The sequence below is a fragment of the Ruegeria sp. CL6 genome (genome assembly GCF_056536465.1).
This window is the reverse complement of record NZ_JBQFPR010000004.1, coordinates 438745-460515: the sequence shown is the minus strand read 5'-3', so window position 1 is coordinate 460515 and position 21771 is coordinate 438745. Positions and strand designations below refer to the sequence as shown.

Annotated in this window: 19 protein-coding genes and 1 tRNA gene; 12 read left to right on the top strand and 8 right to left on the bottom strand. The window is 57.8% G+C overall.

Annotated features, from left to right (window positions below; translation table 11 throughout):
* Positions 1-93 precede the first annotated feature (93 nt).
* The 6 genes from ACR0LH_RS14355 to rpmH all read right to left on the bottom strand — a co-directional run bounded on the left by ACR0LH_RS14355 (position 94) and on the right by rpmH (position 5160).
* Positions 94-1638: a putative bifunctional diguanylate cyclase/phosphodiesterase gene (locus tag ACR0LH_RS14355; protein ID WP_480721495.1), complete on the bottom strand. Its 1545-nt coding sequence runs from the start codon at positions 1636-1638 to the stop codon at positions 94-96.
* Positions 1639-1709: 71 nt separating this feature from the next.
* Entirely contained in the window at positions 1710-2603 is an 894-nt protein-coding gene (ttcA, locus tag ACR0LH_RS14350) for a tRNA 2-thiocytidine(32) synthetase TtcA (RefSeq protein ID WP_480721494.1), read from the bottom strand.
* Between the two features lie 44 nt (positions 2604-2647).
* Complete coding sequence (locus ACR0LH_RS14345) at positions 2648-4264, bottom strand: acyl-CoA dehydrogenase family protein (protein ID WP_480721492.1); 1617 nt, start codon at positions 4262-4264, stop codon at positions 2648-2650.
* Positions 4265-4320: 56 nt separating this feature from the next.
* A complete protein-coding gene (gene yidD, locus ACR0LH_RS14340; protein WP_480721490.1) occupies positions 4321-4578 on the bottom strand; it encodes a membrane protein insertion efficiency factor YidD in 258 nt (85 codons plus the stop codon).
* Complete coding sequence (gene rnpA, locus ACR0LH_RS14335) at positions 4575-5000, bottom strand: ribonuclease P protein component (protein ID WP_480721488.1); 426 nt, start codon at positions 4998-5000, stop codon at positions 4575-4577. Before rnpA ends, yidD begins: the two co-directional genes overlap by 4 nt.
* A 25-nt stretch (positions 5001-5025) precedes the next feature.
* The gene (rpmH, locus tag ACR0LH_RS14330) at positions 5026-5160 is read right to left on the bottom strand and encodes a 50S ribosomal protein L34 (RefSeq protein WP_005980833.1); all 135 of its coding nucleotides are present in this window, start codon (positions 5158-5160) and stop codon (positions 5026-5028) included.
* Positions 5161-5457: 297 nt separating this feature from the next.
* On the opposite strand from rpmH, the gene ACR0LH_RS14325 reads away from it, so the two are divergent.
* The 4 genes from ACR0LH_RS14325 to ACR0LH_RS14310 all read left to right on the top strand — a co-directional run bounded on the left by ACR0LH_RS14325 (position 5458) and on the right by ACR0LH_RS14310 (position 9154).
* Entirely contained in the window at positions 5458-6189 is a 732-nt protein-coding gene (locus ACR0LH_RS14325) for a TVP38/TMEM64 family protein (protein WP_480721522.1), read from the top strand.
* A gap of 4 nt (positions 6190-6193) precedes the next feature.
* Positions 6194-7612, top strand: a complete 1419-nt coding sequence (locus ACR0LH_RS14320) for a dihydrolipoyl dehydrogenase family protein (RefSeq protein WP_480721487.1) — start codon at positions 6194-6196, stop codon at positions 7610-7612.
* Between the two features lie 18 nt (positions 7613-7630).
* Positions 7631-9013: a sensor histidine kinase gene (locus ACR0LH_RS14315; RefSeq protein WP_480721485.1), complete on the top strand. Its 1383-nt coding sequence runs from the start codon at positions 7631-7633 to the stop codon at positions 9011-9013.
* Between the two features lie 64 nt (positions 9014-9077).
* Positions 9078-9154, top strand: a tRNA-Arg gene (locus tag ACR0LH_RS14310).
* Positions 9155-10013: 859 nt separating this feature from the next.
* Here the strand turns inward: ACR0LH_RS14310 and ACR0LH_RS14305 are convergent.
* Complete coding sequence (locus ACR0LH_RS14305) at positions 10014-10598, bottom strand: RES family NAD+ phosphorylase (RefSeq protein ID WP_170387141.1); 585 nt, start codon at positions 10596-10598, stop codon at positions 10014-10016.
* A 67-nt stretch (positions 10599-10665) separates the two neighbouring features.
* On the opposite strand from ACR0LH_RS14305, the gene ACR0LH_RS14300 reads away from it, so the two are divergent.
* Entirely contained in the window at positions 10666-12207 is a 1542-nt protein-coding gene (locus ACR0LH_RS14300; RefSeq protein ID WP_480721483.1) for a M81 family metallopeptidase, read from the top strand.
* Here the strand turns inward: ACR0LH_RS14300 and ACR0LH_RS14295 are convergent.
* Positions 12204-13115 carry a LysR family transcriptional regulator gene (locus ACR0LH_RS14295; RefSeq protein WP_170387145.1) on the bottom strand — a complete coding sequence of 304 codons (912 nt, stop codon included), beginning with the start codon at positions 13113-13115 and terminating at the stop codon, positions 12204-12206. The two genes, ACR0LH_RS14300 and ACR0LH_RS14295, sit on opposite strands and share 4 nt — an antisense overlap.
* Before the next feature lie 181 nt (positions 13116-13296).
* Here ACR0LH_RS14295 and ACR0LH_RS14290 point away from each other — a divergent pair, with 181 nt between their 5' ends.
* Genes ACR0LH_RS14290 through ACR0LH_RS14260 form a run of 7 tightly spaced genes read left to right on the top strand, consistent with a single transcriptional unit; the run spans position 13297 to position 21635 of the window.
* Positions 13297-14877 carry an ABC transporter substrate-binding protein gene (locus ACR0LH_RS14290; protein WP_170387147.1) on the top strand — a complete coding sequence of 527 codons (1581 nt, stop codon included), beginning with the start codon at positions 13297-13299 and terminating at the stop codon, positions 14875-14877.
* Positions 14878-14937: 60 nt separating this feature from the next.
* Entirely contained in the window at positions 14938-15915 is a 978-nt protein-coding gene (locus ACR0LH_RS14285) for an ABC transporter permease (RefSeq protein ID WP_170482633.1), read from the top strand.
* Positions 15912-16835: an ABC transporter permease gene (locus ACR0LH_RS14280; RefSeq protein WP_170387150.1), complete on the top strand. Its 924-nt coding sequence runs from the start codon at positions 15912-15914 to the stop codon at positions 16833-16835. The genes ACR0LH_RS14285 and ACR0LH_RS14280 overlap by 4 nt, the downstream gene beginning before the upstream one ends.
* Positions 16832-17809, top strand: a complete 978-nt coding sequence (locus ACR0LH_RS14275) for an ABC transporter ATP-binding protein (RefSeq protein ID WP_170387152.1) — start codon at positions 16832-16834, stop codon at positions 17807-17809. The genes ACR0LH_RS14280 and ACR0LH_RS14275 overlap by 4 nt, the downstream gene beginning before the upstream one ends.
* On the top strand, positions 17806-18810 hold the full coding sequence (locus ACR0LH_RS14270; protein WP_170387154.1) for an ABC transporter ATP-binding protein: 1005 nt from the start codon (positions 17806-17808) through the stop codon (positions 18808-18810). The genes ACR0LH_RS14275 and ACR0LH_RS14270 overlap by 4 nt, the downstream gene beginning before the upstream one ends.
* Before the next feature lie 20 nt (positions 18811-18830).
* Positions 18831-20237: an amidohydrolase gene (locus ACR0LH_RS14265; protein WP_170387156.1), complete on the top strand. Its 1407-nt coding sequence runs from the start codon at positions 18831-18833 to the stop codon at positions 20235-20237.
* A 12-nt stretch (positions 20238-20249) separates the two neighbouring features.
* Positions 20250-21635, top strand: a complete 1386-nt coding sequence (locus tag ACR0LH_RS14260; RefSeq protein WP_480721480.1) for a M20 family metallopeptidase — start codon at positions 20250-20252, stop codon at positions 21633-21635.
* Positions 21636-21771: the final 136 nt, after the last annotated feature.

Below are 21771 nucleotides of genomic sequence, written 5' to 3'. Positions count from 1 at the left end.
ACCCGGTGGGTTCAACAGAGTGCGGCCCCAAAGGTCAAGCGGAATCGCCCGTCTTGTCGTCGCGTATAAGGCTTTTTTGGCGTAATTTCGCGTTTACGAGCCCGCTTGACGCCCGATCTTGGGGACACCCTTAACCTTGTTCTGGTGCGCTGTGATCCAGTCCAGAGTTTTTTCAAATGGCATCGGCTTGCCGATCCCGAACCCCTGAACGTGGTCACAGCCCAGTTGCGCCATCAGCGCGTGTTCCCCTTGAGTTTCCACGCCTTCGGCCAGTGTTTCGACATTCAGCCGCTCCGCCATCGTCAGGATCGCGCTGACCAACTGCTGTTGGCTGGCGTCCCGATCGGCTTTGGCTACAAATGACCGGTCGATTTTGATCCTCGAAACGTCAAACCGCTTGATTGAGGCGATCGAGGCGTGGCCGGTGCCGAAATCGTCCAAGTCTATACAGCATCCGAGCCCGGATAGAGCTGTCACGTTGCGTGTAATCACGTCATCGGGGCGTCTTGAAAAGACGGTTTCCAGAATTTCCACGGCGAGCCTGTCCGGGGTCAGGTCATTTTGATCCAGTTCCCATTTCAACCGGTCAATCAGGGCAGGATCCCGCAACTCGTCGGAGGCGAAATTGACGCCAATTCGCGGCACAGCTACCCCTGCGTGGTCCCATTTTCGCATAGCGGCAAATGCATGGTGACGCATGGTTTGACCGAACTTTTCCATCAAGCCGGCTTGTTCGGCGAACGGAAGAAATACCTGCGGGCTCAGCACGCCTTTTTGCGGATGTTCCCAACGGGCAAGGGCTTCAAAGCCGGTGACTTGCCCGGTATCGGTTGATATTTGAGGCTGAAACCAGGGGCGGATTTCACCACTCTCCAACGCTGCCTCGAATTCCTTGCGAAGATTGGCCCGGATGCGTGACCGGCGACGTGTTTCGCTGGAGTAAGAGCGGATAGTGGACGGGCCGTTCCGCTGCGCTTCGGCCAGAGCGGAACTTGTAGCGTCTAACCACGCTTCAAACCCATCCTCAGGGACACTGGACAAAAGACTGAAGCCAATCGAACACGTCAGGTAGATGCCCGCCCCGTTCAGGGTGACGGGTTCTTCAATGGCAGCCTGTATGCGACCCGACATCTGTATGCATGCCTCAAGGTTCAGATGATTCGACGGAGGCAGCCCGATGGCGACCGAATTCTGGTCCAGCCGCGTTGTGATGTCGCCTGCACGGATTGCAGACAAAACACGGCTAAAGAACTGTTGGGTCAGGTGGTTGGCTGCTGCGTTTCCGTGAAGATCCGAAAGTTCTGCAAAACCGTCTAATGCGACGATGAGGCAGGCGGATTCTTGGTGCGTATTTCGGCCGGCTTCAAAGAAAGTCTCCATCTCGGTGGCGAATGTGTCTATCGCCAAAAAGCCGCCCGCCTCGCCACGGCGGTCAGAGGATGGACCCGATTTGGGGGTCAGGGCGGTGAGTGCCGCAATCAAGAAGGGCAGGGCCAGCGCCACGGTAACAAGCGCGCGTTCGCCGCCAATCCAAAACGCCGCAAGACAAATCGCCGGTGCAAATGCCAAAGCAGACGGGCCGCTGAAAGCGGTGGCGAGAAAGTCGAGAGCTCTGTTAATAGAGAAATGTTTCCACATCAGTTTTCCGGGCCTTTCCCTTGGGCATCGCACGCTCAGGGTAACCGTAGAAAACCATTCTGAGTCAGTCGTTAACGCAACCGAGGAATTTTGTCCTCATTTTCGTCATTTTTGTCAGTGTTCAGGCTCAGACCTGCGAAATCGAAAAGCTTTGGGTCCAGAAGGTGCGAAGGTCGTGCGTTGGTCAGCGCGCGAAACATCACTTGTCTGCGTCCCGGGCTGTTCTTCTCCCATTGATCCAGAATCTGTTTTACCTGCTGGCGTTGCAGCCCGTCCTGACTGCCGCACAGGTCACAGGGGATGATGGGATAGTTCATTGCGTTGGCGAATTTCTCGCAATCGGCCTCGGCCACATGTGCCAGAGGACGATAGACAAACAAATCGCCCTCTTCGTTCACCAGTTTGGGCGGCATCGTCGCCAGACGTCCGCCGTGGAACAGGTTCATGAAGAACGTCTCGAGGATATCGTCGCGGTGATGGCCCAGCACAACGGCTGAACAACCTTCCTCCCGCGCGATGCGATACAGATTGCCCCGGCGCAGGCGCGAACACAGAGCGCAATAGGTGCGGTCCTGCGGAACCTTGTCCATGACGACGGAATAGGTGTCCTGATATTCGATCCGGTGGGGAACGCCCATCCGCTCTAGGAATTCAGGCAGGACGGTGGCGGGAAAGCCGGGTTGCCCCTGATCCAGATTGCAGGCCAGCAGGTCAACCGGCAGCAGGCCGCGCCACTTCAGCTCATAAAGAACGGCCAGCAGGGTATAGCTGTCTTTGCCGCCCGAGAGACACACCAGCCAGCGAGGGGGCTTGCCGTCTTTGTCATGGGCCGAAGAATCCACCATCCCGTAGTGTTCGATCGCTTCGCGGGTCTGGCGCACGATGCGCTTGCGCAGCTTCTTGAACTCGGTCGTCGAGGGCGCGCCAGCAAAGAGCGGATGGATATCGTCAGCTTCGTCAAACATGCGCAGCCCCTACAATAGTTGGCGGAACCCGGCAAGTGGGCGGGTCATTCCAAGCGCCCGAGCAGCGCGTTCGTATCCAGACCTGCGACCGACCCTGCGATCCGACCGCTGTGTTCCGCGATTCTGGTGGCGACAAAGCCATCGGCTACGGGGCCGGGCGCATGTCGCAGCAACTGGGACGCGGTCAACAATAGCGCTGTTCGTTCTGCGAACCAGCGCGCCTCGGTTTCGGGGGGGATGCCCGGCCAGCGGTCGCGATGTGCCTTTAGCGCAGCGTCGTATTCCCGATCCGCACCCGTTGTGGCGTTCAGTTCCGCTTGCAGAACCTCGGCGGCCAGCGGCTCTCGCGCCAAGGTTCGCAGGATGTCGAGGCAGATCACGTTCCCGGACCCTTCCCAGATCCCGTTCAGGGGGGCTTCGCGGTAGATCAGCGGCAGGGCGGTGTCTTCGACGTATCCCATGCCGCCCAGAATCTCCAGGGCTTCAACGGCGACGACGGGACAACGTTTGTTGTTCAGAAACTTGGCCAGCGCGACACCGATGCGGGCCAAAGCGCGGTCCTCGGCAGAGGCGCCGTCAAACGCTTGGGCGACGCGCAGTCCCAGCGTCAGTGCGCCCTCCCAGTCCAGCACCAGATCGGCAAGAACGGCGCGCATCAGCGGCTGGTCGATCAATCGGCGCTGAAAAGCACTGCGATGCAAGACCCAGTGATGGGCTTCGGTCAACGCGGCGCGCATCAATCCGGCGGGGGCGATGGCGGTGTCCAGCCGGGTGTGATGCACCATTTCCAGAATCGTGCGAACTCCGGCCCCTTCGTCGCCAAGCTGATAAGCCAGCGCGTCGTGGTATTCGATCTCGGACGAGGCATTCGCCTTATTCCCCAGCTTGTCTTTCAGGCGCATCAGGTGGATCGCGTTGCGCTCGCCTTCTAACCAGCGGGGGACAAGGAAACAGGTCAAGCCGCCCGGAGCTTGCGCCAAGGTCAGGAACCCGTCCGACATAGGGGCCGAACAGAACCATTTGTGCCCGCGCAACCGCCAGTGATCTCCGTCCCGTGTGGCGGTTGTGGTATTGGCCCGCACATCCGAGCCGCCCTGTTTCTCGGTCATCGCCATCCCCAGCGTGGCGCTGCTTTTGTTGGCTATTGCTTCAGCTGTCTTGTCGTATCCGAAGGCCGACAGTTTTGGACGCCAGATCGAGGCCAAGTGCGCGTCGGCTTCGATCGCGGGAATTGCGGCGTAGGTCATCGTCAGCGGGCAGCAATGTCCGGGCTCGACCTGACTGGCCAAATATACCATTGCCGCGTGGGTGGTGTGGCCACCGGCCTGTCCGTCCCAGGCTAGCGCTGCGTAGCCAGCAGTTTGGCTGATCTGCATCATCTGGTGATACGCAGGGTGGAACCTGACTTCGTCGATGCGACGGCCACCTTGATCGAACGGTACAAGTTCCGGCGGGTGCCGATTGGCCTCGCGCCCCAATTCGCGCGTTTCGGCGCGCCCGAGTATGTCACCATAGGCCGATACCGGGTCGGCGCGTCCACCGAAATCGCGCAGAAGGTTCCGCAGAACCGGATCAGTCCCCCAAAGGTCGCTATCGCCACGCGTGGGAGGTTGGTTCACGACTTCATGCGTGGGCAGGGTGTGGCGCGCTTGGGATGTCATTCGGGCCTCCGGCTGAATAGGCCAACTGTTCAGCGCGGATCGGAACGGGTCAAGTGTTACTGCGGGTCGCGCGTCGGGCGTTCACGGTCCGAACAGTCCGGCACTGGGTCATAGCCGGTTCCGCCCCAGGGGTGGCAGCGGCCGATGCGCCGGACAGTCAGCCACGTCCCTTTGATCGGGCCGTGCTTGTCCAATGCTTCGAGGGCATAGGCCGAACAGGTCGGTTGATACCGGCAGTTAAAACCGACCCAAGGGCTGAAAACCAACCGATAGATTCGGATAGGCAGGGCGAGGATATGGGAAAACAGTGTCACGTCTTCGCGCTGTGAATTTTGCGCAGCGCGTATCGCAAATCGCCCAGCAGCGCGTCATAGGGTCGTCCTGCGGTGACCTCGGCGCGACCGATAAGGACGTAGTCCCAGCCGTTCTTTCCATGGGCCAGCAGAACCGCGCGTGCGGCCTCGCGCAATCTGCGCTTGGCGCGGTTGCGTGCCACGGCATTGCCAACTTTCTTGGAGCAGGTAAAGCCGACGCGAATTCCGCCGGCTTCATCATCGGCGCGCTTGCGGGCCTGAACCATCATCGACGGCGTTCCCTGCCTGCGTGCGCGGGCGGCTTTCAGGAAATCGGACCGCTTTTTGAGAACGATAAGAGTTTCAGGCGCGCAAACGGACGCCGCCGGGGGCTTTACCCTCGGTTGGTTGTTACCATCCTCAGGGGCCTCCGGCGGCGTCATGTTCATAACCTGATCGGTGAGCGGTTTATGCGCTCAGCGATTTGCGGCCGCGTGCGCGACGTGCATTCAGGATTTTGCGGCCGGCTTTGGTAGCCATGCGCGCGCGGAAACCGTGGCGGCGTTTGCGAACCAGGTTCGAAGGCTGATAGGTGCGTTTCATCGCTCCGTCTCCAATCTATAGCGGTCGGGTGCGGCGCGGATTCGCCTGGCCCTAGTGTTCGAAGCCCGTCCTCTACTGGGTAGCGGGGGGTAAGTCAAACCCCAAGGTGGGGGTTTTCGTACCTTTTGCAACAATTCTGTATCTGCGTGGGCCGAAAGGTTTCAAAATCACTGTTTTGGTGCCCTAATTCCTCACATTACCTGCCGTCAACATCAAGGCAGCGTGAGGCATCTGTTTCCCATCGGTCAGGCAGCGCATGTTGGAAGCAGAATGAAACGCACAAAACCGGACAGCCATATGAGCGATACGACTCAGGCGCCGCGCACTGGGCTTGCGCGGCATATTCCTTTGCTGGTGATTCTCGCCGTGGCGACCGTGGGGTTTTTCGCGCTGGGCGATTACCTGACCTTTGAAACTCTGCGTGACAACCGCGAAGCGTTGCTGGCGTGGCGCGACACCCACTATTGGGCCATGGCAGGGGCGTTTATCGCGATCTATATCGTGATCGTTGCCTTTTCACTGCCCGGAGCGGCGGTAGCCTCGATGACAGGCGGGTTTCTGTTCGGCCTGTTTGCAGGCACGGTCTTCAACGTCTTTTCCGCGACCATCGGCGCCTGCGTGATATTTCTGGCCGCGCGATGGGGGCTGGGGGAAACCCTGACTGCTCGTCTAGAGGCTTCGGAAGGTGCCGTCAAAAAGCTGAAGGACGGGCTGCGCGAGAATGAAATCTCGGTTCTGTTCCTGCTGCGCCTTGTGCCGGTGGTGCCGTTTTTCGTGGCCAATCTTGTACCCGCGCTGGTGGGGGTGAAATTCCGCAACTTCCTGATCACCACCGCGCTGGGCATTATTCCCGGCGGCATCGTCTACACCTGGATCGGCGTTGGTCTAGGTGGTGTGTTCGACCGGGGTGAATCGCCGGATGTGTCACTGCTGTGGGAACCCTTTGTGATTGGTCCGATCATCGGCTTGTGCGCGTTGGCGGCTTTGCCGATAGTTATCAAAGCGGTACGTGGTAAGAAGGACGCCTGACCTCATGCAAGACCTGAAGACAGATATCCTGGTGATCGGTGCCGGGTCGGGTGGCTTGTCCGTCGCCGCCGGTGCCAGCCAGATGGGTGCAGACGTGATCTTGCTGGAAGGTCACAAAATGGGAGGCGATTGCCTGAATTTTGGCTGTGTGCCGTCAAAGGCGCTGATCGCCAGTGGCAAGGCGGCCTATGGTCAGGCCCAAGCCTCGGCGCTGGGCGTGGCGGATGTGATGCCGCAGGTGGACTATGCTGCCGTCAAGGATCATGTCCACGACGTCATCGCGCAGATCGAGCCGATGGACAGTCAGGAACGGTTCGAGGGGTTCGGCGTCCGGGTGATCCGCGAATATGGTCAGTTCATCTCACCCACGCAGGTGCAGGCGGGCGACCACCTGATCACCGCGCGGCGGGTTGTGATTGCGACCGGCTCGTCGCCTCTAGTTCCGCCGATCCCCGGCCTGGATCAAGTGCCATATTACACCAACGAGACAATATTTGACCTGCGCGACAAGCCCGAGCATCTGCTGATCATCGGCGGCGGCTCCATCGGGATGGAGATGGCGCAGGCCCATATCCGTCTGGGCTGCAAAGTGACCGTGATCGAGGGGATGCAGGCGCTGGGCAAGGACGACCCCGAGGCGGCGGCCATCGTACTGGATACATTGCGCGCCGAAGGTGTCGAGATCCATGAGCAGGCTATGGTTGCGCAGATTCGCGGCTCGGACGGTAAGGTCGAAGTGGTGACCGAGACAGGGCAGATATTCTCGGGCTCGCACCTGTTGCTGGCCGCAGGGCGCAAGGCCAATACCGACCGGCTGAACCTGAAGGCTGCTGGGATCGAACCCACGCGGACGGGGATCAAGGTGGACGACGCCCTGCGCACCACCAACAAAAAGGTCTACGCCATCGGAGATGTGGCCGGTGGGATGCAATTCACCCATGTGGCGGGCTATCATGCGGGGGTCATCATCCGTTCGGCCCTGTTCGGCCTGCCTTCAAAGGCGAAAACTGCGCGTATCCCTTGGGCCACCTATACTGACCCCGAATTGGCGCAGGTCGGCCTGACCGAGGCGCAGGCCCGCGCCCAGCATGGCGACAAGGTGGAAGCCGCCCGCTTTGACTATCACCACAACGACCGCGCCATTTCCGAACGCAAGACGAAAGGCTTTATTAAGGTCATGGTCGTGAAAGGCCGCCCAGTAGGGGCTACAATCGTGGGGCATCAGGCGGGCGAATTGATCAACTTGTGGTCGCTGGCCTTGGCCAATAACCTCAAGATGGGGCAGATCGCCGCGATGGTTTCGCCCTATCCGACGATCGGAGAGCTTAACAAACGGGTGGCGGGTGCCTATTTCTCGCCAAGGCTGTTTGAGAATCAAATGGTTAAACGAGTGGTCGGGCTGGTCCAGCGTTGGATGCCCTGACCGGGAAGGGAGAGCAGATTGAACTCGCTTTCGGGCCGATTTCTGATCCTGACAACGGTCTTCGTGATGTTGGCCGAGGTGTTGATCTTTGTCCCGTCGATTGCGCGTTTTCGCGAGGACTTTCTACTCAACCGTCTTGAGCGTGCTCAGATCGCATCCCTGGCGTTGCTGGCGGATGATATGCTGGCCGATGATCTTGAGGCCGAACTGTTGGCCAATGCGGGTGTCTACAACGTGGTGCTGCGGCGCGATGAGGTGCGGCAGTTGATGCTGTCCTCGCCCATTCCTGATCAGATCGCCAACACATACGACCTGCGCGATGCCGCCCCGTGGATTCTGATACGCGACGCAATGGCTCGGTTGTTTACCCCTGAAAACGAAGTGATCCGCGTGATCGGAGAGCCGGTGAAAGATGCGGGCTTGCTGATTGAAGTCACGACGGACAGCGAGCCGCTACGCATGGCGATGACAGATTACGGGTTGCGAATTCTGGGGCTGTCTTTTGTCATCTCGATCATCACGGCGTTTTTCCTGTTTCTGGCCGTGCGCGTTGTGCTGGTTAAGCCAATTAAAAGTGTCGTGGGTTATATGCAGCGCTATGCCGGTGCGCCCGAGGATGCGCGGGGCATCATCTCTCCCAACTCGAAAGTGACCGAACTGCGCGAGGCTGAGGAGGCTCTGGAGCAGTTGCAGAAGGAACTGACGCAAGCTCTGAAGCAACGCGAGCGTCTGGCGCAACTGGGTGGCGCGGTCGCCAAGGTCAGCCACGATCTGCGCAACATCCTCACGTCGGCGCAGCTTTTTACAGACCGGATCGAGGCCAGCGATGACCCCTTGGTGCGACGTATGGCGCCCAAGCTGGTGAACTCGATCACCCGTGCGGTTTCTCTGTGCGAAAGCACATTGGCTTTTGGTCGCGCCGAGGAACCCGCGCCGACACTTACCATGGTGCCCCTGCGCAGCGTTGCCGACGACGTTGTCGCCAGCGAACAGTTGGCCGTTGCAGATGCCTGCGTAGAAATTGTCAACGAGGTGCCCGAGGACCTTGTGGCGCGTGCTGACCCCGAGCAGATATTCCGGGTCATACTCAACCTCGTGCGCAATGCGCGTCAGGCTTTGGTCACGTCGGGCAAACCGGGCAAGATCACCATCAAAGGCTGCGAGTATGAGGCCAATTGGTGCATCGAGATCACCGACACAGGCCCGGGCCTGCCGCCGAAAGCGCGCGAGAACTTGTTCACCCCGTTTCAGGGAGGGGTGCGGAAAGGTGGCTCTGGACTTGGGCTTGCTATCTCGCAGGAGCTGGTGCGCGGGCACGGCGGAGAGTTGGTTCTAACCGAAACTGGACCTCAAGGGACAACCTTTGAAATAAGGCTTCCACGGGGTGAGGGGACTTTTTGAAATATTTTTGAAGAATCAGCTTGCACGTCCCGAATACCGGGTCTACATAGCGCCTCACCAACGCGGACCGATAGCTCAGCTGGATAGAGTACTTGACTACGAATCAAGGGGTCGGGGGTTCGAATCCTCCTCGGTCCGCCACTTTTCTTAAATATTTCAAGTGATTGCCCTTGGGCGTCTGAGAAATCTAGTGTTTTGTGCGTGTGAATCGCCACCGAGTCGCCACCATGGATTTGCGTATCAGGCCAAAAAAATGGAGTCTGGCCAACAAATCAGATGCAAGTTTGTCGAATCCCTCTTGGTTGTTCAGGAAGGTGATGCACCTCAGTGAGCGAAGGTCAAACGGGACATCGTTCATGGATTGCGTAATTAGAATAACCTCTTTGCCCAACGTGTGGGCAATACCAGCCTCATAAAACACGTTCGGATTCTTGTCCGACAAATCGCAAATTGCGACTGAAGAAGTGCAAATTAGCTCTGGGATGTCTTGAATGATATTGTGGTTGACCCAAAAGTCATCAGCACGTTTGCGCTGGTAACCCTCGGCCTCAACTGCTGCCTTCACGATCTGATACCGGTCTCAACGGCAGCTTTGACCCAGAGCAGACATTGGCGAAAAATGCGGCTATGACCGAGTTGCGGACGAACAAGACAGTCGGGTCGCAAGCCTCAACGTCAACAAACGGCCGATACTGTTGAAAAACTCCAAAATACAGAAAGCGGCGATTTTCGCGAAACGGCGACCAATCGAGAAAGTCCACTGCCACCATCATTGGCGGGCTTTGAGACGGCCGCTGGCCGCCAGCATCAGATGTTGGCCGACCCCTCAGCTGAAAAATTCTTCCGGGCCTGTACGGGCAATTTTTCACTCGGAACTGCGCAAAACAGGAGTTTTTCAACAAAATAGGCCCTTAACGGATTATCAGCAGCCTTTAGCATTACTGCGGTCGTAATCCGCAAAGCCGCCATTCGCTGCGACAGGAAAAAGCAAAGCGAAAAGTCATCGATAGTCCAGCAGGACGGTAACCGGTTTCACTTCACTACGCCGAAATACGCCAGGTGCGCTCGCCTCGTTCCATCGAAAAAGAGTGATGTGCCAAAGGCCCGGGCGCCTTCGTGAGGGATCAATCAATCCGATATGCCCGTCTGCTCTGATCCGATCAGCAGCGAACCATGAGGACGGATCCCTACCGGCAGCTACGAGTTTGCGCCAGGGTTGACTGGCAAGCGCATAGATATCTGCGGCTTCGGGGCTGCGCAAATCGAACAACGCGCATCGTTCCACCTCGAAAGTCAACACAACCCGCGGGCGATCATCCTTCCTGACGTCCTGACCAATAGCGACTTTTGCGCTTTCGACATCAGGGCTCAGATACAAAGCGTCCTGCCCCCGGCGATTGAACCGGGCGGGTGGGCGATCCGGTGCGCCGCGCATGAGGTGAACGTCTGGGTCATCGGCCCAAACAATCTTTACGAATTCTCCGGAAACTTCTGTCAGCATAACGGGTGGCACTGATCGTTTGCGCGTCGCGTTATAGGAAAGACGCAGGGCGGCAGGGGTTTTCCTAGAAAAGAGAAGACGCATGATACCTTGATTGAAATCACCTACTCATGTTTCCTCGCATTGTGTTGCATTTCCAAAGGCCTCTCGCATGAAGGTTCCAAAGATCGCCCTCCTTGGCGCGATTCTCGAGTCAAATCGTTTTGCACCGCCGGCTGATTTGTCGGACTTTAAGTCTCTGACATGGCTTTCAGGCGATGCTTTGATGTCTGAAGCGAGATCCGCGACACCAAAGCTGGCAATAGAATTTGCAGCCTTTGTCAGGGCGATGGATGCTACGGGCGACTGGACGCCGGTACCCTGTATCTTGGCAGCCAGCCACCCGGCGGGTCCAGTACGAAAATCTGTAATCGAAGAGGTCATAGCGACTTCGGAAGACATGCTGCGCTCAGCTGGCCCTGTTGACGCAGTCTACATCTGCAACCACGGCGCGATGGTTGCCGAGCATGACCACGACCCTGACGGTTTGTTGATGTCACACATTCGGGGAGTTGTAGGACCGGACATACCTGTCATTGCGACACTCGATCTGCATGCAAATATCTCACAACGGATGGTCGATGCCTGTGACCTGATCGTCGGCTATCGGACCAATCCTCACGTCGATCAGATAGAACGTGGCGAGGAAGCCGCCTTTTCGCTGCGCCGGGTTTTGGCGTCGGGCGTCCGGCCCCAAACCGCGCATGTCAAACTGCCTCTTGTTCCGGCATCCGTGACCCTGCTAAGTGCCGAGCACCCGAATGGCACGCTGATCGACCATGGTCAGCGACGACAAGCCGAAGGTCGAGGTGAGATTCTAAACGTATCGATCTTCGGTAATTTCCTTTTCTCCGACACGCCCGACAACGGTCTGAGCATCGTTGTCACCGCGCGTGAGGACCAGAAGGCGGCCAATGCACTGGCGGAAGAATTGGCAGACATGGCCTGGTCATTGAGGAAGGATTTCGTTCGGAAACTGACATCCGTGACGGAAGCGATCTCAATTTCCGCTGACCAAGCGCGCACGCCTGTGATTTTCTCCGATGCCGGTGACAATCCTGGTGGCGGCGGCAGTGGCAGGACGACGGAACTGTTAGCCGCTCTTCATGCGGCAAAAGTCGAAGTATGCCTATTCGGTTCCTTTTGTGATCCGGAACTTGCGAACGAAGCCCATGGCATCGGTGTCGGCGGCAAATTCAGGGCACGATTCAACCGGTCTTCCGATTCCAGCGCTTTCTGGGCGCAATGGGATGTGCCTTTTGAGGCGGATGCAGAGGTCTTGGGTCTCCATAATGGAGATGTGGTAGGTGAACTGGGCATGACGGCAGGTCGGAGATTGGCCCTAGGGCCATCCGCTGCGCTTCGTATTGGTGGTATCACCGTGGTGGTGATCACCGATCGCACACAGACTGCCGACCCCGTGTTCTTTCATATGTTCGGGCTGGATATTGCGTCTGCCCGGACTGTTGTTGTGAAATCCAGAGGCCACTTTCGGGCCGGGTTTTCCAACTGGTTTGGGCCAAACCAGGTATTTGAGGTCGACACGGGCGGGCTTACGTCGCCAGTTCACGACCGCTGGCCGTTTGCGAATTTGCCACGACCGAACTTTCCGATGGACGTCGACACCTCGTGGTCGGCTAAGATGCTGCGCTAGACGGGCTCTGAGTATTTGTCCTGCGGCGTCGTCAACTTGACAAATTGCATGAACTGGCGGGCAAGCTGAGAAGGTGGCCTGCCTGATGGAAGTACAAAGCTCGTGTCATAAAAAATGGCGGCGTCAAATGGCCTGACGACGACACCTTCCATCCCTGACGACAACAGCGGGAAGGGATTGATCAGCGTCACGCCCAAACCCTCGCGGACGAGCTCCAGTGCGGCCATGTTCGTTGCCGTTTCTGCGACTTGTTTCGGCCGAATTCCAGCGCGCGCAAAGATCTTTTCTGTGATCGCTCGCGTCCCCAGCCTTCGCAGAAACTCGATCAGCGCGACGCCTTCAAGGTCGTGCGGCGTCACCACTCGTTTTTCCGATAGCGGATGGTTGCTCGGCATGGCGCAGACCACCTGACTGCGGCGCCAAGGCATGAGATGAACACCAGTTCTTTGGATCATCGCACTCGTCAAACCAAGATCATAGCGGAGGTCGAGAATGCCGGCGACCAGCACGTCCGTGGCCTGAATATCCAATTGAAGCTGCTTTCCTTCATTCTTCTTGAGAAAACTGGCCACCCTGGAGATGACAAAGTGATGTGCCAGAGTCGGCGGCACGATCAGGCGTAACGGCTCGTTATCCGGAGTAGCCCATTCTGCGCCCTCAATGTCCGCCAGCGTCTCGAAAATTGGGTCCAGTTTTTCGTTGAGACGCAAGGCTTCGTCTGTTGGGTCGATACGTCCCGATCGCCGGAGAAAGAGCGATCGCCCAACACGGGCCTCGAGTTGTGATAAGGACCGGCTCACGGCAGACTGCGAAATCCCGAGACGCCGCGCGGCGCCGATGGTTGTCCCAGTCGTGATCACGGCTCTTAGCGACTCGAACTCGCGCAGTCTGTGTCTGTGTTCTGTCATGCTACATTACTCCCCCGGTACGAGCGGCTGAACATCCAAACTCTTGGATTGGTCTATGCAAAGACGCATAGCAATAAGTATTGGCAATGATTTTTGCGGTAGCTAGCCTTTTTTAATAGGGCGCGGGATCGGCCAAAGATTCGCCCATTCACAAGCGCCAAACAAACAGGGAGTCTTTTTGATGAGGAAACTCACATCTGCGACAGCCGTCGCTGTCAGCATTTTGGCTTTCGGCGCCAGTGCTGTTTCGGCCGAAAAACTAACGATCGGCCTCGCTTCGGAGCCGACGTCACTCGATCCGCATTTTCACAACCTGGGTCCGAACAACGCGATGTCCGTGCACATCTTTGACCGGCTGATCGCGCAGGATGAGAAGCAGCGCCTATCGCCGGGTCTTGCCGTGTCATGGGAGCCGATTGATGAATTGACTTGGGAGTTCAAGCTGCGTGAGGGCGTAAAGTTTCACGACGGAAGTGACTTTACGGCAGACGATGTAGTCTGCACCATGGCGCGCGCGCCGGACGTACCGAACTCTCCATCGGGATACGGCACCTATCTCAAGGGTAAGGAAGTCGTCAAAATCGATGACTACACGGTGCATTTCAAAACGGCCGCACCTTATCCGTTAATGGGCAACGACATTTCCACGATCCCTGTGATCTCAGAAGTGGGCTGCGAAGCAACGACGGAAGACTTCAACGCGGGTACGGCCACCATCGGCACAGGGCCGTTCAAGTTCCAAAGTTACACGCCGGGTGAAAGCATCGTGCTGGTACGGAACGACGACTACTGGGGTGATGCACCGATCTGGTCCGAGGTGGAATTCCGCCCAATCACGTCCGGTCCGAGCCGTGTTGCATCGCTTCTTGCCGGTGATGTGGACATGATATCGGGCGTACCAACGACCGATATCACAACACTTCAGGGCAATGACGGTATTCAGTTGAGCCAGGGCGTGTCCAACCGAGTGATCTATCTTCACATGGACCAATTCCGCGAGGATTCACCCTTTGTGAAGGCCAACGGTGGCGGCGATATCAAGAACCCCCTCATGGACGTCCGCGTCCGTAAGGCGATCAGCATGGCGATCAACCGCGATGCAATCGTTGAGCGTGTCATGGAAGGGGTTGCCCTGCCCGCCGGTCAGCTTCTGCCCGAGGGGTTCTTTGGCGTGTCTGACAATTTGGACGTCGTGGCCTATGATCCAGACGGTGCTAAAGCGCTTCTGGCTGAAGCCGGTTATCCCGATGGATTTGAAATGACAATCCATGGGCCGAATGACCGTTACATCAACGACGCCAAAATTGCCGAGGCAATTGCGCAAATGTTGACCCGTGTTGGCATCAAGACAGCCGTCGAAACCATGCCGCGTTCGGTATACTTTGGGCGCGCTTCCAAAGGCAGCCCAGAGGGTCTGCCGGAGTTCAGCTTTATCCTCGTCGGATGGGGCGCGGGGTCCGGCGAAGCGTCCTCGCCTCTCAAATCGCTGATCCACACCCATGACAAGGATGCGGGCTTTGGATCATCAAACCGTGGCCGACACTCGGATGCTGAAACCGACGCGTTGATCGAAGAAGCCCTGCGAACAGTCGATGACGCAAAGCGGCAGGAACTGCTCGCCGCGGCAACAGAGCGCGCGATCGAGAACGTGGCGATCATTCCGACGCACTTCCAGGTCAACACCTGGGCGGCCAAAAAAGGTCTGAGCTACATCCCTCGGACCGACGAATACACTCTCGCGACAGGCGTCGTGAAAGAGTAACCGCAATGCATCCGGGCCGCCTTCGCAGCGGCCCGCAGCCTTTGCCCAGGGAATGTCCTCATGACCGTTTTTGTCATTCGCCGATTGCTGCAAGCAATGCTTGTTGTCTTCCTGATGTCGGTGATTGTCTTTTTTGGCGTCAACATCGTTGGTGACCCGGTCTACATGCTGGTAAGCCCCGACGCGGATCAGGCTGACATCGAAGCGGCCATTCGACGGCTTGGATTGGATCGGCCTATTTGGGAACAGTACTGGTTGTTCCTCAAAGGTGCGGCACAGGGTGACCTCGGCGATAGCTTCGTCTTCGGTGAGCCCGCGCTCAAACTGATCCTGCACCATATGCCTGCCACGATGGAACTGGCCTTCAGTGCACTCTTTCTTGCCATCGTGATCGGAATTCCATTGGGGCTTTATGCCGGGCTCTATCCCGACAGCCCGCTTTCCAAAGGCGTTATGGCTGGCTCGATTCTCGGTTTCTCGCTGCCGACCTTCTGGGTCGGACTAATGCTCATCATGCTGTTTGCCGTAGAACTTAGATGGGTCCCTGCGACAGGTCGTGGCGACATCGGCTCGTTTCTTGGGATTCACAGCAGCCTTTTTACGCTCGATGGGTTGAGCCACATCTTCCTGCCTGCTCTCAACCTGGCACTTCTTAAGATTTCGCTGGCAATCCGTCTCACCCGAGCGGGTGTCAGGGAAGCGATGGGACAGGATTACGTTAAATATGCCCGGGCCAAAGGGCTTTCGACCCGACGCATCATTCTGGTGCATGTAATGAAGAACATTATGATCCCGGTAGTGACCGTCATGGGCCTCGAATTCGGCAGTTTGATCGGGTTCTCGGTGGTGACTGAATCAATCTTCGCGTGGCCGGGAATGGGCAAACTGCTGATCGACGCAATACTGCAATTGGATCGGCCTGTCGTCGTCGCCTATCTGATGATCATCGTACTGTTCTTCGTGCTGATCAATCTGATCGTCGACATACTTTACTCGATCCTCGATCCGAGGGTTCGTTTGCAGGATCAGGGCGCATGACCGACACCGTCACAGATCATTCGCTGACCACCGCCAAATCCCCTAAGGTCGAGACGCCGTTCCAGCGATTTCGGGCCGAGTTCTTCGAAAGCAGGATCGCGACAGCGGCGCTCGGCATATTCCTGATCATCGTTCTTTTGGCCATCCTGGCACCCTGGATCACACCGCAGAACCCCTACGATCTTGGTCAGGTCAGCGTCATGGATGGGCGCTTGCCGCCAGGTTCCGAAGCCTTCGACGGATATACAATGTGGCTCGGCTCGGACGGGTCTGGGCGCGATCTCTACTCGGCAATTCTCTATGGTTTGCGTATCTCTCTGACCGTTGGGCTTGCATCTGGAGTGATTGCCCTTCTGATCGGTATGGCGATCGGTCTGGTCGCGGCCTACGCTGGTGGCCGGACCGAAGCGTTCATTATGCGCATCGTGGATCTTCAACTTTCGTTCCCGGCATCGCTGGTTGCGCTGATGATGGTTGCGGCACTTGGTAAGGGTGTCGACAAGATCATTCTTGCCCTCGTAATTGCGCAATGGGCCTACTACGCCCGCACGGTGCGCGCGACCGCGCTTGTCGAGCGCGGAAAGGAATATGTTGAAGCCGCACAATGTCTCGGCATTTCGCGTTCGCGGATCGTCTTTCGGCATATTCTCCCGAATTGCATGGCGCCTCTGATTGTCGTTGGCACGGTACAAACCGCCAGTGCGATCTCATTGGAAGCGACGCTTTCGTTCCTTGGCGTAGGACTTCCACAGACTGAGCCGTCGATCGGGGTGCTGATCGCAAATGGATTCGAATACATGCTTTCAGGACGCTACTGGATTTCCGTTTTTCCCGGCGTCGCGCTGTTAATGACGGTGGTGTCCATCAACCTTGTTGGCGACCATTTGCGCGATGTTCTGAACCCGAGGTTGAAGAGATGACTGAAGTACTCGAAGTCAGCGGGCTGAAGACCCACTTCTTCACGCACGCGGGTGTGGTCAAGGCCGTAGATGGTGTGGATTTCACCGTCTCCAAGGGCGAGGTAATGGGTCTGGTGGGTGAGTCCGGGTCGGGCAAGTCGATCACCGGGTTTTCCATCCTTGGGCTGATCGAACCTCCCGGGCGCATCGTCGATGGGTCAATCCGTTTTAATGGTGACGAGATCGCGAACGCACCGGAAGAGCGACTCAAGACCTTGCGTGGCAACCGAATCTCGATGATCTTTCAGGATCCGATGATGACGCTCAACCCGGTCCTGCGCGTCGATACGCAGATGATCGAGGCCATTCTCGCCCATGAAAACGTAAGCCGCCAAACCGCCTGGGAAAGAAGCCGTGATGCGCTTGGTTTGGTTGGCATCCCATCGCCGGAAGAGCGATTGCAAGCCTATCCGCATCAGCTTTCCGGTGGGATGCGGCAGCGCGTGGCGATTGCGACAGCCTTCTTGAACCAGCCGGACCTCATTATTGCCGACGAGCCGACGACAGCGCTCGACGTGACAATTCAGGCGCAGATCATCCACGAGGCACAGAAGCTGACGAAACGCACGGGAACTGCGATGATCTGGATCACGCATGACCTTGCCGTTGTGGCAGGGCTCGCGGACCGGATTTCGGTGATGTACGCAGGACGGATCGTTGAGCAAGGCGGTATCGACGATGTTATCGACCGTCCGTTGCATCCCTATACGGTCGGGCTTCTCGGATCGGTTCCGACGGCGAACCGGCGTGGGCAGCGTTTGTTCCAGATCGAAGGGATGACGCCAAACATGCTCGCCCTGCCTGAAGGATGCGCCTTTGGACCGCGTTGTCAGGCCCTAACGGCAGCGTGTTCCAAGCGCCCCCCGATTAAGGACGTGGATGGCCGCAGCCTTCGCTGTTTCAATCCGCAACGCACCAAGGAGACGACGCTTTGACTGAGCCGCTCGTTGAAATCCGAGGCGTTTCGAAGCGCTTCACCAAACGTTTGGACGTCGCGGGGAAAATCGCACAGCGACTTGGCGCAAACATCCGGGAAGAAACGGTCCATGCTGTCGATAACGTGAACCTGTCGATTCAAAAGGGTGAGGTTCTGGGATTGGTCGGCGAGTCCGGCTGCGGCAAGTCCACTTTGGGACGTGTTGTTGCCGGCATTCACCCTGCAAGTGACGGACAGATGTTCTACGGAGGCAAAGATGTTGCGACGTTGAACGGCACCGACAAACGCGCGGCGACCCTCGCAATTCAGATGATCTTCCAGGACCCCTTTGCCAGCCTAAATCCGCGAATGCGCGTCGAAGATATCATCGGCGAAGCACCGCGTATGCATGGGATCGTCAGCAAAGCAGAGAGTGCGGAATACGTGGACGACGTGATGCGCAAGGTCGGCCTCGACCCGTCGCTCAAGCGGCGTTACGCGCATCAGTTTTCCGGCGGTCAGAGGCAACGGATTGGAATTGCACGTGCGCTCGCCGTGAAGCCGAAGTTCCTTGTCTGCGACGAAGCCATCGCTGCGCTGGACGTGTCGATCCAGGCGCAGGTTATCAACTTGTTCATGGATCTGCGCGAAGAGCTGGGCCTGACCTATCTGTTCATCAGCCATGACCTGAGCGTCGTCGAACACATCGCCGACCGCGTGGCGATCATGTATCTGGGCCGCATTGTCGAGAGCGCATCGACTGAGGAAATTTTTTCGGACCCGCGCCATCCCTACACGAAAGCGCTGCTTGCAGAGGCTCCGCGCCTTGATCAGCGCCGGCGTGATTTTGCCCCGATTGAGGGGGAAATTCCGTCGCCGCTAGATCCGCCATCTGGATGTACCTTCCACCCGCGTTGCCCCGTGGCGACCGCTGAGTGCCGCACCACTGTTCCTGAACTGAAAGCGGGGCGCGGCGGGCGCGAAACGGCTTGCCTGCTGGAACACGCCGAAACCGTTTGAACGAGAAGCTGGAGAGCCCCTTGAAAAACGCCGATCCGATCTGGGACCACGTCGACCGCCATCGTGATGATTTTATCGCCTTGTCAGATCGAGTCTTTGACACGCCCGAGACGCTTTATGCCGAGTACAAGTCCGTCGCCGAACATGTGCAGATGTTACGCGCTCAGGGGTTCAAGATAACAGAGAACGCAGCTGGCATTCCTACGGCCGTGATTGGCGAAGCAGGAGACGAGGGTCCGGTGATTGCCATCCTCGGTGAGTTCGATGCGCTGCCATATCTGAGCCAGGCGCCGGGTGTGGCTGAACATCAGCCGCTTGAAGAGGGCGGCAACGGGCATGGGTGTGGTCACAATCTGTTAGGGGCCGCCGCACTCTTGGCCGCGACGGCGGTGAAAGACTGGCTGGCCGAAAACGGCATCAAGGGCCGTGTGCGATACTATGGCTGCCCCGCTGAAGAAGGGGGCGCGGCCAAGACATACATGGTGCGTGAAGGACTGTTCGATGATGTCGACGCAGCCATCTCGTGGCATCCAGCGACCTTCACAGGCGTGAATGAGGCCAGATCGCTCGCAAACACCCGGATCGATTTCACTTTTCATGGAAAAGCTGCCCATGCGGCGGGTGCACCGGAATTGGGTAGGTCGGCGCTTGATGCGGTTGAACTGATGAACATCGGTGTAAATTACCTGCGCGAGCACATGCCCGACAGCGCCCGGGTGCACTACGCCTATCTCGATGCAGGTGGTGTTGCGCCGAACGTGGTGCAGGCCAAGGCCACGGTGCGCCAGCTCGTCCGCGCCAGTTCGCTACCCGACCTCGCCGATCTGGTTACGCGTGTCAGAAAGATTGCAGATGGTGCGGCGCTGATGACCGGAACGCAGGTCACAAGTCAGGTCTTTTCCGGCGTTTCAAACCTGCTTGGAAACCGTCCTTTGGAAGAAACCATGCAGCACGAGCTAGAGAAACTCGGACCCGTCGCCTTTGACGAGTCAGACCTCAGCTTTGCCCGTGAGATTCAGACTACATTGACCACGGCTGACATCAACACGACCTTCAAGCGGATCGGAGCTAAGCCCAGAAAGGATCTCGCACTCTGCGACTTCATCGCACCTCTTGATCGCCACAGCGATGGTGGCGAAGGCTCAACAGATGTCGGGGATGTGAGTTGGGCTGTTCCGACGGTTCAGGCTCGGGTCGCGACCTGCGCAATTGGAACGCCATTTCATACCTGGCAAACAGTTGCACAAGGCAAGGCACCCGCAGCGCACAAAGGCATGATCTACGCCGCAAAGGCAATGGCCGCGACAGCCTGTCGACTGGTTGAGGACCCGTCACGCATCGATGCTGCGCGCGCGACGCATCAAGACCATCTGGGCGAAACGCCGTACACATGTCCGATCCCTGCAGACGTGCGCCCACCTGTCTGAGGGAAAGTGAACATGACCCGCGCTGCTGCCATAGACAACGTCGCCGAATATTTTGACAGCGGTCGATTTGCAACCGATCTTAGCGAACTGGTTGCCCATGAGACGGAGAGCCAGACACCAGAGAAAGCGGCGGAACTTCCGCGCTATCTTGAAGAAGCCCTCGTTCCGCGCCTGCACAGTCTTGGGTTCTCCTGTGCAATACACCCGAACCCTGTGCCAGATGCAGGTCCTATCATTGTCGCTGAACGCATCGAGGACGACACAGGCCCAACGATCCTGTCCTATGGGCATGGCGACGTGATCCGCGCCCAAACCGATCAGTGGCGCAACGGGCTTTACCCGTTTCGTCTTGTGGATGAGGGCGATTGCCTCTTCGGACGCGGTACCGCTGACAACAAGGGACAACACCTCATCAACTTGGCTGCGTTGAGCTCCGTCATCGACGCTCGTGGATCACTCGGCTTCAACATTCGAATCCTTATTGAAATGGGTGAGGAGATGGGGTCGCCGGGGCTGTCGGAGTTTTGCGCCACGCACAAAGAAAACCTTGCCGCGGATGTCCTGATCGCATCGGACGGACCACGCCTTCAGTCAGACACGCCGACGATGTTCATGGGTGCACGGGGCGGCAATTCGTTCGACCTCATCGTTGACCTTCGAGACGGCGCGCATCATTCCGGTAACTGGGGCGGTTTGCTTGCCGACCCCGCGATGATCCTTGCGCAAGCCCTCTCGACGATCACCGATGTGAGGGGCCAAATCCAAATACCAGAGTGGCGGCCGACCAGCCTAACCGAAGACATCCGGCATACCCTGCGCAATTTGCCGGTAGGCGGAGATGGCGGTCCGAAGATTGACGAAGACTGGGGCGAAGAAAGTCTGACACCGGCCGAACGGGTCTTTGGCTGGAACAGCTTTGCGATCCTCGCAATGAAAAGCGGTGTCCCCGAAGAGCCGGTTAACGCGATCTCGGGATATGCCAAGGCCGCCTGTCAGCTCCGCTTCGTTGTTGGCACCGATCAAGCCGGTATCCTGTCGGCCCTTCGTCGCCACCTTGATGCAAGAGGATTTCAGATCGTTAAGATCAAACCTCACGACCGCGGATTTTTCGATGCGACGCGGACATCGCCGGAGCATCCTTGGGTGTCGTTTGTCGCGCGTTCGCTGGAAGAAACGTCTGGAAAGCGGCCACATATTCTGCCAAATCTCGCCGGTTCCCTGCCCAATGAGGTCTTTTCCGATGTGCTCGGCCTCCCAACGATTTGGGTGCCTCATTCCTATCGTGGCTGTTCACAGCACGCGCCAAACGAACACGTGTTGAAGTCGGTGTCGCGTGATGCATTGCGGGCAATGGCCGGTCTTTTCTGGGATATTGGTGACCTTGCCAGGCCACTCTGACCGCGCGCCACAAAGGCTTTCATCCATACCTGGATCGGGCGGGTATCGCACTCCCGACTTTAACAGACCGCTTTGCGGACAAAACCGACTTTTGTAGCCACGACTATTGCTCATACTGAAAGTGCTTGCATCCGCA

Bases quoted from the DNA above. Each gene is read 5' to 3' on its own strand.
- ACR0LH_RS14290 (WP_170387147.1), top strand. From the start codon at position 13,297: ATGAGGAAACTCACATCTGCGACAGCCGTCGCTGTCAGCATTTTGGCT.
- ACR0LH_RS14260 (WP_480721480.1), top strand. From the start codon at position 20,250: ATGACCCGCGCTGCTGCCATAGACAACGTCGCCGAATATTTTGACAGC.
- ACR0LH_RS14280 (WP_170387150.1), top strand. From the start codon at position 15,912: ATGACCGACACCGTCACAGATCATTCGCTGACCACCGCCAAATCCCCT.
- rnpA (WP_480721488.1), bottom strand. From the start codon at position 5,000: ATGACGCCGCCGGAGGCCCCTGAGGATGGTAACAACCAACCGAGGGTA.
- ACR0LH_RS14345 (WP_480721492.1), bottom strand. From the start codon at position 4,264: ATGACATCCCAAGCGCGCCACACCCTGCCCACGCATGAAGTCGTGAAC.
- ttcA (WP_480721494.1), bottom strand. From the start codon at position 2,603: ATGTTTGACGAAGCTGACGATATCCATCCGCTCTTTGCTGGCGCGCCC.
- ACR0LH_RS14325 (WP_480721522.1), top strand. From the start codon at position 5,458: ATGAGCGATACGACTCAGGCGCCGCGCACTGGGCTTGCGCGGCATATT.
- ACR0LH_RS14320 (WP_480721487.1), top strand. From the start codon at position 6,194: ATGCAAGACCTGAAGACAGATATCCTGGTGATCGGTGCCGGGTCGGGT.
- ACR0LH_RS14275 (WP_170387152.1), top strand. From the start codon at position 16,832: ATGACTGAAGTACTCGAAGTCAGCGGGCTGAAGACCCACTTCTTCACG.
- ACR0LH_RS14285 (WP_170482633.1), top strand. From the start codon at position 14,938: ATGACCGTTTTTGTCATTCGCCGATTGCTGCAAGCAATGCTTGTTGTC.
- rpmH (WP_005980833.1), bottom strand. From the start codon at position 5,160: ATGAAACGCACCTATCAGCCTTCGAACCTGGTTCGCAAACGCCGCCAC.
- ACR0LH_RS14300 (WP_480721483.1), top strand. From the start codon at position 10,666: ATGAAGGTTCCAAAGATCGCCCTCCTTGGCGCGATTCTCGAGTCAAAT.
- ACR0LH_RS14355 (WP_480721495.1), bottom strand. From the start codon at position 1,638: ATGTGGAAACATTTCTCTATTAACAGAGCTCTCGACTTTCTCGCCACC.
- ACR0LH_RS14305 (WP_170387141.1), bottom strand. From the start codon at position 10,598: ATGCGTCTTCTCTTTTCTAGGAAAACCCCTGCCGCCCTGCGTCTTTCC.
- ACR0LH_RS14295 (WP_170387145.1), bottom strand. From the start codon at position 13,115: ATGACAGAACACAGACACAGACTGCGCGAGTTCGAGTCGCTAAGAGCC.